The sequence below is a fragment of the Chryseobacterium sp. genome (genome assembly GCF_008831505.1).
GTDB lineage: Bacteria > Bacteroidota > Bacteroidia > Flavobacteriales > Weeksellaceae > Marnyiella.
The window spans coordinates 420,948-433,156 of record NZ_CP044507.1 but is presented as its reverse complement, the minus strand read 5'-3'; the positions used below and the strand labels follow the sequence as shown (position 1 = coordinate 433,156).

The following is a 12,209-nucleotide window of genomic DNA, read 5'->3' as shown; positions in this document are numbered from 1 at the left end:
ATCAATTTAGTTTAGTAAAAGTTTATTTTCTGTGCTTAGCAGGTTATCTACAATCAGTTCTTTCCATGACTTTTTTTTATTTTCTTATACTGGAAATAGTCAAAAACAAAGAAGAGTGCGAATATAACGGGAACTGTAATCATAAACCCTAACCATTCACGTTGAACATATTGACTGAATGAAACATCTTCCTCAAAAAAATAACTGAAAACTGTAACAAGCAATGTAAAGAAAAGTGCTTTCAGTAAACTTTTAAATATGAGGTTTTTCATCAGGAGGTTTATAATTTAGAAAGCAGCGGACTTTGCCTGTATCTTTCTTCCTGATAGGTTTCGTAAAGCCTCTGCAATGTAGCGCCCACATAGCGGTAGCCAATCTCGCTGCCCCACGCCAGCAGGCCTTTCGGGTAGTTTACGCCCTTCTGCATTGCAAGTTCAAGATCGGCATCGCTGGCGATTCCCATACGTTTGGCTTCTACAGCTTCGTTGATAAGCATAGAAATAATTCTCATAAAGATCTCCGCGTACAGGTTCTCGTCTTTTACAGGCTCTGGTTTTACTGCATTTTCACTGTAATCATAAAATCCCCTGCCGGTCTTGCGTCCGTGCAGTTTGGCTTCGCTCATCCGCTGCTGCAGTAGGCTCGGTTTGTATTTTGGATCAAAGAAATAATCGGCATAAACTGTTTTGGTTACCGAGAAATTAACGTCGATACCGATAAGGTCCATCAGTTCAAACGGTCCCATCCGGAAATTACCTAATGTTCTCATGGCATCGTCCACCTGTTCGGGGGTGGCGATATTTTCCTCTACAATCCGTAAGGCTTCCCCATAAAATGGCCGGGCGATACGGTTAACAATGAAACCGGGAACATCTTTGGCAATGATGGGCTCTTTGCCCCATGATTTCATCAGGTCATAAATTTGCTGGGGAAGTTCCTTCTCCGTCAGTAAGCCCGGAATCACCTCTACCAGTGGCATCAGAGGTGCCGGATTGAAGAAATGAATTCCAATGAACCGTGACGGATGCTGAAGTTCTGCCGAAAGCGATGTAATGGAAATTGAAGAGGTATTACTTGCAATCACACAGTTTTCAGAAACCGTTTGCTCTACCTTGCGGAAAACCTCAGTTTTTATTTCCCTGTTTTCTATAATCGCTTCTATTACAAGGTCACAATCTTTCAAGTCAGAAATTTCCCGGCAAAACTTTATCCTTCCGAATATATTTGCAGATTCCTCCTGCGAAATCTTTGTTTTTTCCACCAGCCTTGCCAGTGTCCTTTGCAAACCAGCTAGTGATTTTTCAGTTTGTGCAGAGTTTGCGTCATATAGAAAAACAGTACTGCCTGCGGTAGCTGCTACCTGTGCAATACCGATTCCCATGGTGCCGGAACCAATTATTCCTATTTGTTTCATAAGACCTTAATGTAAAAAGATAGCTTTGAATAACCAAAACTATCTTGAAATGTTTTAAATTTTAAACTATTTGCCTTTATAAAGAGGCTTTCTTTTTTCCGAAAATGCCAGTATTCCTTCACGAAAGTCCTCAGTTGCCGATGCAGCGGACTGGTACCTGCTTTCAATGTCCAGTTGCTCCTTCAGGCTGTTATCATAGGATTTACGCAATGCTCTTTTTGTTAAAGACAATGCTGTGGTGGGCTGGTTGGTAATGGTTTCCAGCATCTCCATGGCTTTTGCTTCAAACTCATCTTCGGGCCATACTTCAGCTACCATACCAAGTCTGTACGCTTCTTCAGCGCTAAGTTTCTTTCCGGTATAGGCCAGATAATGAGCCATCTGTCTGCCCAGAACTTTCTGCAGAAAATACGTACCTCCCGTGTCGGGAATCAGACCTATGTTTGAAAATGCCTGCGAAAAATAAGCCCTGTCCGAAACCACCGAGAAGTCACAGATCAGTGCCAGCATAGCTCCCGCTCCCACCGCAGGACCGTTTACCAGAGAAATCACCGGCTTACGCGCATAGGCAATGGACATAACCAGTGGATTATAGTAATCCAGTACAATGCGCTCCACTTCACGGGGAACATTTACCTCAGGATCCATAAAATCAATGGCTGCCAGATTCTGACCGGAAGAAAAAGCCTTGCCGCGGCCCGCAATTGCGATACAGCGTGTATCTTCATCCTTATTATAAAACTCAACAAAATCACGCAATTCTGCCAAAAGCGGTTTGGTAAGCGCATTCATGGTTTCCGGCTGGTTCAAATAGCCGATCTTTAACCGGCCTCCCAAATGAGATTCCACATCAAATTGTGAATAGATATACATAGTCTGTTTTTTTATTTCCTTAAAGATACTAACATTTAGTGACATTTAAAATAGTCAAAGGGCTCCAGACAGTCGTTACACTGGTAACTTGCCTTGCACAGTGTGGAGCCAAAACGGCTAATCTGCGTTGTGTTGGCAGATCCACAACGCGGACATTTCTTGGGAATATCCAGATGATCTTTATCAGCACCTCTTTCGGGTGGCGTGATTCCATAGGCACGCAGTTTCTCGCGCGCTTCATCAGTCATCCAGTCGGTAGTCCAGATGGGTGAAATCTTTGTAATAACTTTCGCAGTTACTCCTCTTTCACGAAACAGTTTAATAATGTCCTCTTCAATATTGAACATAGCCGGACATGCCGAATAGGTGGGCGTAATTACAACTTCCACCTCATCTTCAGCGGTCATTTTGACCTCCCGCACAATACCGAGTTCCACGATATTGATAACCGGGATTTCAGGATCCGGGATTTCAGCTAATATTTCGAGTAAATTCTGCATACTTTATTTCCAGTTCACTTGTTTTAAAAGAAGCCGGTTTAAGAGGTTTTATTCTGTTGAATGTTCAAACAAAACACTTACCAGGTACAGTTGGGATAGGTACGCTGCATGTACTGAAGCTCGCAAAGGATGAAGCCGAAGTATTCGGTATGGTAGCCTGTGCGCGAGCCTTTCTGCATAAAAGTGCTTTCCGGGATCTGAATTCCAAAATTTGCAAAGTCTTCGGTAACGGTAGCCGTCCAGATTTCATGCAGGATCTTTGAATCCGGCACTGTTTCAGAGTCTATAAGTTCCTGCTCACCCGGTGTTTCCGCAAACATTCCCTGAGTGTATTCCCAAAGATTTGCCACAGCATCTGTCAACCGCGTCCTGCTTTCTTCCGTGCCGCCGGCAAACATTTTTACCCACGTTGATGAATGGGTGTAGTGGTATTTCACTTCTTTCAAGGATTTTTCAGCGATGGCTGCCAACTGAGTGTCCGGGCTCTTCATCAGTTCTGTATAAAGCAATTTCTGATATAATGAGAAGAAGTATACTTTCAGGATGGTATTGGCATAATCACCGTTCGGAAGTTCGGATAGCTGGCAGTTCAGGTATTCTTTTTCAAGTCTAAGAAATGCCAGGTCATCTTCGGTACGGTTTTCACCCTGAAGCTGCGCGGCATATTTGAAAAAATTGCTGCTTTGTCCCAGATAGTCCAGTGCGATATTGGTAAGGGCAATATCTTCTTCCAGATATGGTCCCTGCCCGCAAAGTTCACCCAGCCTCTGCCCGAAAATAAGGGTATCATCGGCCAGTTTTATGGTATAGTTGTAAAGTGGATTCATTATTTTTAGATTCAGGAATCAAGAATCAAGAATCAAGACTGCGAGACCATGTCTCGGTTCTTGGGTCTCGGTTCTTGGCTCTGTTTACATATTTTTCACATCGTTCGGGATGGTATAGAAGGTTGGATGACGGTATAGTTTGTCATCAGCGGGGTCAAAGAAAGCTTCCTTGTCTACACCTTCGGAGGTCACCATATATTTGCTGGGTACCACCCAGATAGAAGTGCCCTCCATCCTGCGGGTATAAACGTCCCTGGCATTCTGCAGTGCCATTTCGGCCGTCGGTGCCTGCACGGTACCTGCATGTTTGTGTGAAAGTCCCGGTTTGGTCTGGATAAAGACCTCCCACATTTCTAAATTGCTCATTATTCAATCGTAATTTTAATCGTTCTGCTGACTGTATCTTCAGCTTACTTTTCTCGTATTTTCGTTCGCGGCATAAACCATAGCTGCTTCTTTAACCCAGGCATGCTCACGCTGCGCCTTTCTTTTTGTTTCCAAACGCTTACGGTTACATGGGCCGTTGCCTTTCAGCACTTCCATGAATTCATCCCACGGAAGTTCGCCAAAATCATAATGTTGGGTTTCCTCATTCCATTTCAGTTTTTCATCCGGGATCTTTAGACCCAGGAACTCAGCCTGACCAACGGTTACATCCACAAAACGCTGTCTCAAAGCATCGTTACTTTCGCGCTTTACGCGGTAATTCATGGATTTCTGAGAGTTTGGTGAAGCATCGTCGTTAGGTCCGAACATCATCAGTGCCGGCCACCAGAAGCGGTTCAGCGCTTCCTGTGCCAGGTCTTTCTGTTCTTTGGTACCGCGGCAAAGCGTCATCAGGATTTCATAACCCTGTCTCTGGTGGAAGGATTCTTCCTTACAGATCCTCACCATGGCCCTGGAATAAGGTCCGTAGGAGTTACCCATCAGCATTACCTGGTTCATGATGGCCGCACCATCTACCAGCCAGCCAATGGCACCAATATCGGCCCATGAAAGAGCCGGATAGTTAAAGATGCTTGAGTATTTTGCTTTCCCGGACAGCATATCATTGTAGGTGGTGTCGCGGTCTGCGGCTATTTCGCCGTTATTTAAGGTTTCTGTAGCAGCATAAAGGTATAAACCGTGCCCTGCTTCATCCTGGATCTTAGCCAAAAGGGCCATTTTCCTTCTTAAGGAAGGTGCTCTTGTAATCCAGTTGGCTTCGGGCAGCATACCTACAATCTCGGAGTGAGCATGCTGGGAGATCTGCCTAACGAGAAGTTTTCTGTAATCTTCCGGCATAACATCCTTAGGCTCTACCTTGTTTTCTGCCTGAACGTATTCTAAAAATTTTTCCTGATTCATCTTAATATTATAATAGGTAAGCGCTGATAGTTGCTGATTTACAATTTGCCGTCGTGCAAATCGTCTTTCAGATAGATCCCGACTTTAGAGTCGATGAACTCTCCTGCGACAAAATTGACTGTTTTGCCGTCACCTTCAATCTGGTATTCCTTGAAAAAGTATACATTGCCGCTGTCCGGCCCTTTTACTTCCACTTTCTTATCTACACAGTGCCAGTAATGATTCCAGATATTGAGTCCTTCAATCCTGTATTCTTCATTTTCGTTAATGGCCTTAGAAAACTTCCAGTAAGTCATAGCTTTTATTTGTATTGTTAATATGCAGCTGCTTCAGACATACATTAAACATCATAATTCAGCATCACTACATTTGTCGTGGGGTGACACTGGCATGTGAGAACAAAGCCGCGCTCCACCTCTTCCTCTGTAAGCGCAAAGTTCTTCTCCATAAAAACTTCGCCTTCCATCACCTGTGCCTTGCAGGTACAGCAAACCCCACCTTTGCAGGCAAACGGTACAGGCAGATTGTCATGCAGAGCCTGATCAAGAATATTTCTCTTCTTTGAGTTCAGGTGAAATGAATATTCATCATCATCAATTATTAAGGTTACCATACTTTCCAAGTTTGGGATCGCCTTAAACTCGTCGCTCATTTCCGCATTCTCATCATCATCCGGCGCAGCGTAATACTCATACATGATCTGTAGCGACGGCACTTTACATGAATTCTTGAGGTAACCTGAAATATCCTTGATCATTTCCGAAGGGCCACAGATAAAATAGGTGGCGTCCTGAACCGGAATATCAGTATACCTGCTGAAAAGCTGCTCCAGTTTATCGGCACAGATCCGGCCTTCAAAAAGTTCGTCCTCAAAATGTTTCTCGCGGGAAAGCAGATAAATTACCTGAAGCCTTCCCTCAAATTTCGCAACAAGATCATCTATTTCCTGACGGAAAATAATATCATTTACACTTTTATTGCTGAAAAACAGATATGCTTTACTCTTCGGCTCCTGATACAATGCTTCTTTCAAATTGGAAAGCACGGGCGAAATTCCACTGCCTGCCGCCAGACCCACGTAGGTCTTTTGGTTGGATGCGTGATAGTGGGTATAAAAATGACCCATTGGCGCCTGAACTTCGACCTCGTCACCTAACTTCAGTTCACTATTCAGGAAAGTTGAGACCTTTCCGTCAGTCAGGTGCTTTACCAATATTTCAATTTGTGAATTCCCCTCACTTGGTGCATTTACAATGGAATAAGACCTGCGAAGGTCTTCATCACCAAAAATAAAGCGGACATTGATATACTGTCCCTGTTTAAATGAAAATTCATGACGCAGGTGCGCCGGAATCTCAAATGCGATATGTATGGAATCATTGGTTTCCTTCTTTACAAGGACCGTTTTTAACAGATGAAAATGATGCATATTTTTATAAAAACTCTATATAAGTGAGTTCTACAAATATACTTATTTTTTACAAGGCATAAAAACCACCCTTAATACCGCTATTAAATTAATCAAGATAATGACTGAGCAAATTAAATTCGGTAAAAATGACCTAATTCCCACAGGCTCAAAACGTTAATTTCGGAAATTTTGGCTGAAAAAGAGGGTGAAATAATGGTAAAGTACAATTTTTGCCGCAGTTGTGGTGATTAATTACTTGATAATGATACCGGGAACTCAAATCAAACTGAATTCCTGATATCTGTAAAATAAACATAATAAAAAAACTAAAATCACATTAATATGAATTTAAACCAATATACTGTAAAATCGCAGGAAGCCATCCAGAAAGCGCAACAGATTGCGATGGAATTCGGCAACCAAAGTATTGAACCACAACATTTACTGGAAGGTATCTTCCAGACAGATGAGAATATCTCAGATTTCCTGATGAAGAAATCCGAAGCCGAACTCTCACTGGTGCGGGAGAGGAACCGCGGTGCCCTTGAGAAACTCCCTAAAGTGGAAGGTGGTAACATCTACCTCTCACAATCGGCAAACAAAGTCCTGCTGGATGCACCCAACATTGCAAAAAAGATGGGCGACGAGTTCGTAACCATTGAACATCTCTGGCTTTCACTACTGGAAAGCGGTTCCGAAGTCGCCAAGATGCTCAAAGATATGGGTGTGACCAAAAAAGGTCTGGAATCCGCGATTAATGAACTGAGAAAAGGATCGAAAGCAACTTCGGCCAGCTCCGAGGAGACCTACCAAAGCCTGAACAAATATGCAAAGAATTTTAATGAACTGGCTGCGGAGGGAAAACTTGATCCTGTAATCGGGCGTGACGAGGAGATCCGCAGGGTCCTTCAGATCCTTTCCAGACGAACAAAAAACAACCCAATCCTCATAGGCGAGCCGGGTGTGGGTAAGACCGCTATTGCCGAAGGAATTGCCCACCGTATCATTGCCGGTGACATTCCCGAAAACCTCGCCGATAAAACCCTTTATTCCCTGGACATGGGAGCCCTGATTGCCGGAGCTAAATACAAAGGTGAGTTTGAGGAAAGACTGAAATCGGTAGTTAACGAAGTGATTAAATCCGACGGTCAGATCATCCTTTTCATAGACGAGATTCACACCCTGGTAGGTGCCGGCGGCGGCGAAGGTGCAATGGATGCCGCCAATATCCTGAAACCTGCTCTGGCGCGGGGCGAACTGCGTGCAGTGGGAGCTACCACACTTAACGAATATCAAAAGTATTTCGAAAAAGATAAAGCACTGGAAAGGCGTTTCCAAAAGGTGATGGTGGAAGAACCGGATACCGAATCCGCCATTTCCATCCTGCGGGGGATTAAAGACAAATACGAAGCACACCACAAAGTCAGAATAAAGGATGAAGCGATTATAGCCGCTGTGGAACAGTCGCAGCGTTATATCTCTGACCGTTTTCTGCCGGATAAAGCCATTGACCTGATTGACGAAGCTTCCGCGAAACTCAGGATGGAAATCAACTCCAAACCGGAGCAACTGGACGTTCTGGACCGCAAACTTATGCAGCTGGAAATTGAGCTTGCAGCCATCTCGCGCGAGGGTAACGAAATAAGGATTAACCATCTAAAAGAGGATATCTCCAGGATTTCTGAAGAGCGTAATGAGATTAATGCGAAATGGCTGAAGGAAAAACAGAAGTCCGAAGACCTGACCTCTATCAAAAAAGACATTGAGGCATTAAAACTCGAAGCCGAAAGAGCCAGCCGGATGGGGGACTACGCAAAGGTAGCCGAGATTCAGTACGGCAAAATAAAAGAGAAGGAAAGTGACTTGGAGAAGCTGGAACTTGAAATGCAGAACAACCAGAACGAGCTCATTACTGAGGAAGTGACTGCCGAAAATATTTCCGAGGTCATTTCGAAGTGGACCGGAATCCCGGTTACAAAACTGCTTCAAAGCGAGAGGGAAAAACTTCTGCACCTGGAAGACGAACTCCACAAGAGAGTCGTTGGTCAGGATGAAGCCATCGAATCTGTGGCAGATGCGATCCGGAGAAACCGTGCCGGCCTGAATGATGAGAAAAAGCCTATTGGATCATTTCTCTTCCTGGGCACCACCGGTGTCGGAAAAACTGAGCTGGCAAAAGCACTGGCAGAATATCTTTTCGATGATGAAAACAATATGACCCGCATTGACATGAGTGAATACCAGGAAAGACATTCGGTGTCAAGACTGGTGGGTGCGCCCCCGGGATACGTAGGTTATGATGAAGGCGGGCAGCTCACGGAAGCTGTCAGGAGAAGGCCTTATTCTGTAGTCTTACTGGATGAGATTGAAAAAGCGCATCCGGATGTGTTCAACACGCTGCTGCAGGTATTGGACGACGGACGCCTGACTGACAACAAAGGCCGTGTGGTTAACTTCAAGAATTCCATCATAATAATGACGTCCAACCTGGGGTCGCATCTTATTCAGGAGAATTTTGAAAATATCACTGACGAGAATGTTGATGAAATCGTGGCCAAGACGAAAGATGAAGTTTTTGCTCTGCTGAAACAGACTTTAAGACCTGAATTCCTGAACAGGATTGACGAAACCGTATTATTCCAGCCTCTTACAAGAAAGGAAATCGGTAAGATCGTGCAGTATCAGTTACGTGGATTCAACCACATGCTGGAGCGAAAAGGAATTATTATGACTGCCACAGAAGACGCGGTAAATTACCTGATGAATAAGGGTTATGACCCAAGTTTCGGTGCCAGACCGCTTAAGAGAGTCCTTCAGCAGGAAGTCCTGAACAAGCTTTCCAAATCACTGCTGGCCGGAGAGGTAAATGACGGCGACCGGATCACTCTGGATTACTTCGAGGAAAGCGGATTGGTTTTCCGTCCGACAGAGATTTAAACTTTAACTTCCGTTAACATAATACAACGCATTTTCCTGCGTTCTTAAGTTGAAATTTTTTTTCATCATTTGTGTTTTTGGGGTCCGTTGATTTTTCAGCGGACTCTTTTTTATTCAGCCAGCAGTAATATTTTTCCGTTAAGTTAATGAGTGTGTGAGGAGAAATCATCTTTCTCTTTCTCCACCGTTTCAAAAATCTCATGGCAGGGTTTGGACGGATCTTTCTCAGCCCTGATTTTAACCATATTGAGCATCGGATAAAATTTAAGGAAGTCCATGCCTTCCTCAGCCAGCTTTTCCTTCACGTCACCAAGCTTCACATCCTGCTTTAGCAGTGCTATATAAATTTCCATCATCTTAAGGTACAAACTGTATTAAACCACTACCTATATCACGGTACTTTAAATTCTGAATCGGTTTCGCTGTATTTTCCAGCAACTCCCAAATCTTATCTGCTGTAAGATCAGGAAACTTTTCCATATAGAGCGCGGCCAGGCCGGCAACATGCGGCGTGGCCATACTGGTACCGTTCATCATCGTATAGGGTAAATTATCGGGTGCCTTTACAGGACGGGCACTTAGAATATCGACGCCCGGCGCACAAACATTCACATTGCCCCCATTGGCAGAATTAATACCACCATTGGAAAAAGCGGCCACTCTCATCTGACTGTCAATTGCCGCCACTGCCATAATGGAGCTGCAGTTAGCCGGCGCACCAACAGGAAGCGGGACGGCCGGCCTTTTACTGTCATTTCCTGCCGCAGCAATAAGCAGACAATTGCTGGCCAGCGCCTTACGGCCCACCGCTTCAAAAATAGGAGAAGGTTTTTCATTTATTTTTACAGGAGAGGCCAGCGACATGGATATAATTCTGAATTTATGTTCAAGCGCCCAGTCTATTGCGTCAATGATACCGGATGTCGTGCCCTTTCCCTTGTTGCTCAGCACCTTTCCGATCTTCAGATTGCAGTCTCCGGCAATTCCATACCGTTTGCCGCTGTCCTGGCGCACATTACCGGCAGCCGTACCCGCGCAGTGCGTACCATGCCCGTAGGGATCCCTGTCCCAAACCTCATCGGGTATGAAGGATTTGCCTTCAATATTGCGGGCAGAGAAGTCGGGATGAGAAAGGTCAAATCCGGTATCGAGCACGCAGAGGTCAATTCCTTTGCCGGTAAACTGCGCGAGGTCTATACCAATCGCCTTGAGTCCCCATTCCATTTCGGTGAGTGATTTTTGAGGAAGTGGCTTATTATTTAAAAAACTCTCCAGTTCGGAAATCAATGAACTCAGTTCTGCCGCTTTAAGCTTCACATTATTGATCAGATCCATTTCGTTTACCGCAAAAAATTCCCTTTCCTCTTCGTAATAAAGTATTGGACTCCTGTCATTATTTACAGCAGCTTCCAATTGCTCAACATCCGGTTCGTCCATTACGGCCACACCAAGATTCTTATACAGAACACCGTTATCTGCATCAATGATGTCATAAGATTTGTTGGTGGAGGAAAGATTTTCCGAGGAGGTTAAACTGACCTTAAATTCACGTTCCACCTTTTTTACTGCCGAAGAATTCTGATCCTGAAGCAGCACTACATATTTTTTACTTTCCATTTTATTCTTTATGTAATTTTCAGAAGAATTTTCTCAGTAAGTAGGTAAATATCCTCCGGAATGAGGGTCATCCGGAGCTTCTTATAAATGCTGGAAACCGATTCATTCTGACTTACCATGCTGTTCCAGAAGGCCTCAATCTTGGCAACGGAATTCAGGTTCTTTATTTTCCTGTCCGTCAGCACGCCATTCTGATGCATGCTCAGTATCAGGTTGGAGATAAGCTCCGAGGCCTCATCCAGTTTCTTTTGCTGCGCATTCAAATCCGCGGCCAGCAATCCGTGTACGACTTCCATGGCGGAAAATGCAAATCCATAATAATATTCCCTCCTACCGGAAGCAAGTTTTTCCATTTTTAGCGGATTAAAACCTTTCTTTACCAGAGACAGAGAATTTACAAGGCGCAGAATCTCTGACTCGGCCGAATTATTGCCGGACTGTGAATAATGCAGAAGAAGCTCTTTAAGCAGCTGATCCAACTTTTGGTCAAATTCAAAGGCACGCGCTGCAAACAGCCGCTGAACCTGATTGAACTGCATGAGCATTTCCTCCGCAAGTTTAACTTTGTGATGAATGAAATCCTGCATTACTCAAACGTTATCTCCTCGATCTCCTGTCCTTCTTTATTTGTAAACTTCACAATGCGCAAACCTTCCTCTTCCATTTCCACATGGAGGTTAATGAACATCTTATCCTTGTCCTCCGCCTTTGTCGTGTCAGGATCTATATACAGGTTATTGAGCCTTGAGGCCACCAGCGTATATTTACTCGCAATGGTTTCAGAAAGGATCCGCGCCAACTCGTTATTCTCATCTTCGCCCGCCTGTGGACGGGTGATGCCCAGATTTAAAGATTTGATCTGCGGTGCCAAATCAATTTTCTTGATGACTGTGCTGAGGTTTTTGATATAGCGCTGATCCCTGTTTTCCAGCGTCTTAAAGAGGTTTTTGAAATCATCATTACGGGTCTGGGCTTCTGTAACAGGTGAAATGTTCAGGTTTTTCTCCTTATTCACCAACGCGATTTTTTCATTCACCTCCACCATGAACAGCTTAGGATCAATCTTGAAATTAAATTTGGAATCGGCATCAATATCAGCAACTTTTATCGGGATATCCATCTTTATGACCGGAATGGAATACCGGGGAACCTTAAAAAACTTGAGATAAGGATGCTGAGCGTACTGCTTCGCTACCAGCACCGCATTTTCATCGGCCTTTTTACGTGCCTGAATAATTTCCTGATTCAGATAATCCAGGTAATCAGATAATTTAATCATTCCA

The 12,209-nt window shown here is 44.2% G+C and carries 14 protein-coding genes; 1 reads left to right on the top strand and 13 read right to left on the bottom strand.

Annotated elements, in window-relative coordinates:
* Positions 1-53: 53 nt before the first annotated feature.
* From F7R58_RS02095 to F7R58_RS02055, 9 genes are all read right to left on the bottom strand, one after another.
* Positions 54-272: a hypothetical protein gene (locus F7R58_RS02095; protein ID WP_158063323.1), complete on the bottom strand. Its 219-nt coding sequence runs from the start codon at positions 270-272 to the stop codon at positions 54-56.
* Positions 273-280: 8 nt separating this feature from the next.
* Positions 281-1,414, bottom strand: a complete 1,134-nt coding sequence (locus F7R58_RS02090; protein ID WP_158063322.1) for a 3-hydroxyacyl-CoA dehydrogenase NAD-binding domain-containing protein — start codon at positions 1,412-1,414, stop codon at positions 281-283.
* 66 nt (positions 1,415-1,480) lie between these two features.
* Complete coding sequence (locus F7R58_RS02085) at positions 1,481-2,281, bottom strand: enoyl-CoA hydratase/isomerase family protein (protein ID WP_158065344.1); 801 nt, start codon at positions 2,279-2,281, stop codon at positions 1,481-1,483.
* A gap of 41 nt (positions 2,282-2,322) precedes the next feature.
* The gene (gene paaD / locus F7R58_RS02080) at positions 2,323-2,787 is read right to left on the bottom strand and encodes a 1,2-phenylacetyl-CoA epoxidase subunit PaaD (protein WP_158063321.1); all 465 of its coding nucleotides are present in this window, start codon (positions 2,785-2,787) and stop codon (positions 2,323-2,325) included.
* Positions 2,788-2,864: 77 nt separating this feature from the next.
* The gene (gene paaC / locus F7R58_RS02075) at positions 2,865-3,614 is read right to left on the bottom strand and encodes a 1,2-phenylacetyl-CoA epoxidase subunit PaaC (RefSeq protein ID WP_158063320.1); all 750 of its coding nucleotides are present in this window, start codon (positions 3,612-3,614) and stop codon (positions 2,865-2,867) included.
* Between the two features lie 84 nt (positions 3,615-3,698).
* Positions 3,699-3,980 (bottom strand): 1,2-phenylacetyl-CoA epoxidase subunit PaaB, encoded by a 282-nt coding sequence (gene paaB / locus F7R58_RS02070; RefSeq protein ID WP_158063319.1) that lies wholly within the window; start codon positions 3,978-3,980, stop codon positions 3,699-3,701.
* A 39-nt stretch (positions 3,981-4,019) separates the two neighbouring features.
* Complete coding sequence (paaA, locus tag F7R58_RS02065) at positions 4,020-4,961, bottom strand: 1,2-phenylacetyl-CoA epoxidase subunit PaaA (RefSeq protein ID WP_158063318.1); 942 nt, start codon at positions 4,959-4,961, stop codon at positions 4,020-4,022.
* A gap of 38 nt (positions 4,962-4,999) precedes the next feature.
* Positions 5,000-5,257: a hypothetical protein gene (locus tag F7R58_RS02060; RefSeq protein WP_158063317.1), complete on the bottom strand. Its 258-nt coding sequence runs from the start codon at positions 5,255-5,257 to the stop codon at positions 5,000-5,002.
* Between the two features lie 44 nt (positions 5,258-5,301).
* A complete protein-coding gene (locus F7R58_RS02055; RefSeq protein ID WP_158063316.1) occupies positions 5,302-6,390 on the bottom strand; it encodes an FAD-binding oxidoreductase in 1,089 nt (362 codons plus the stop codon).
* 324 nt (positions 6,391-6,714) lie between these two features.
* Here F7R58_RS02055 and clpB point away from each other — a divergent pair, with 324 nt between their 5' ends.
* A complete protein-coding gene (clpB, locus tag F7R58_RS02050; protein ID WP_158063315.1) occupies positions 6,715-9,309 on the top strand; it encodes an ATP-dependent chaperone ClpB in 2,595 nt (864 codons plus the stop codon).
* Between the two features lie 143 nt (positions 9,310-9,452).
* Here the strand turns inward: clpB and F7R58_RS02045 are convergent, their stop codons facing one another.
* The 4 genes from F7R58_RS02045 to F7R58_RS02030 are packed head-to-tail and all read right to left on the bottom strand — an operon-like array spanning position 9,453 to position 12,205.
* Positions 9,453-9,665: a hypothetical protein gene (locus F7R58_RS02045; protein WP_158063314.1), complete on the bottom strand. Its 213-nt coding sequence runs from the start codon at positions 9,663-9,665 to the stop codon at positions 9,453-9,455.
* A gap of 1 nt (position 9,666) precedes the next feature.
* Positions 9,667-10,926 carry a S8 family serine peptidase gene (locus F7R58_RS02040; RefSeq protein ID WP_158063313.1) on the bottom strand — a complete coding sequence of 420 codons (1,260 nt, stop codon included), beginning with the start codon at positions 10,924-10,926 and terminating at the stop codon, positions 9,667-9,669.
* An 8-nt stretch (positions 10,927-10,934) separates the two neighbouring features.
* The gene (locus F7R58_RS02035; RefSeq protein WP_158063312.1) at positions 10,935-11,513 is read right to left on the bottom strand and encodes a hypothetical protein; all 579 of its coding nucleotides are present in this window, start codon (positions 11,511-11,513) and stop codon (positions 10,935-10,937) included.
* Positions 11,513-12,205, bottom strand: coding sequence for a hypothetical protein (locus tag F7R58_RS02030; RefSeq protein ID WP_158063311.1), 693 nt, complete (start codon positions 12,203-12,205; stop codon positions 11,513-11,515). The genes F7R58_RS02035 and F7R58_RS02030 overlap by 1 nt, the downstream gene beginning before the upstream one ends.
* Between the last annotated feature and the right edge of the window lie 4 nt (positions 12,206-12,209).

Excerpts from the sequence above, each read along its gene's own strand:
- F7R58_RS02095 (WP_158063323.1), bottom strand. The coding sequence starts at position 272 with ATGAAAAACCTCATATTTAAAAGTTTACTGAAAGCACTTTTCTTTACA.
- F7R58_RS02090 (WP_158063322.1), bottom strand. The coding sequence starts at position 1,414 with ATGAAACAAATAGGAATAATTGGTTCCGGCACCATGGGAATCGGTATT.
- paaD (WP_158063321.1), bottom strand. The coding sequence starts at position 2,787 with ATGCAGAATTTACTCGAAATATTAGCTGAAATCCCGGATCCTGAAATC.
- paaC (WP_158063320.1), bottom strand. The coding sequence starts at position 3,614 with ATGAATCCACTTTACAACTATACCATAAAACTGGCCGATGATACCCTT.
- paaB (WP_158063319.1), bottom strand. The coding sequence starts at position 3,980 with ATGAGCAATTTAGAAATGTGGGAGGTCTTTATCCAGACCAAACCGGGA.
- paaA (WP_158063318.1), bottom strand. The coding sequence starts at position 4,961 with ATGAATCAGGAAAAATTTTTAGAATACGTTCAGGCAGAAAACAAGGTA.
- F7R58_RS02060 (WP_158063317.1), bottom strand. The coding sequence starts at position 5,257 with ATGACTTACTGGAAGTTTTCTAAGGCCATTAACGAAAATGAAGAATAC.
- F7R58_RS02055 (WP_158063316.1), bottom strand. The coding sequence starts at position 6,390 with ATGCATCATTTTCATCTGTTAAAAACGGTCCTTGTAAAGAAGGAAACC.
- clpB (WP_158063315.1), top strand. The coding sequence starts at position 6,715 with ATGAATTTAAACCAATATACTGTAAAATCGCAGGAAGCCATCCAGAAA.
- F7R58_RS02045 (WP_158063314.1), bottom strand. The coding sequence starts at position 9,665 with ATGATGGAAATTTATATAGCACTGCTAAAGCAGGATGTGAAGCTTGGT.
- F7R58_RS02040 (WP_158063313.1), bottom strand. The coding sequence starts at position 10,926 with ATGGAAAGTAAAAAATATGTAGTGCTGCTTCAGGATCAGAATTCTTCG.
- F7R58_RS02035 (WP_158063312.1), bottom strand. The coding sequence starts at position 11,513 with ATGCAGGATTTCATTCATCACAAAGTTAAACTTGCGGAGGAAATGCTC.
- F7R58_RS02030 (WP_158063311.1), bottom strand. The coding sequence starts at position 12,205 with ATGATTAAATTATCTGATTACCTGGATTATCTGAATCAGGAAATTATT.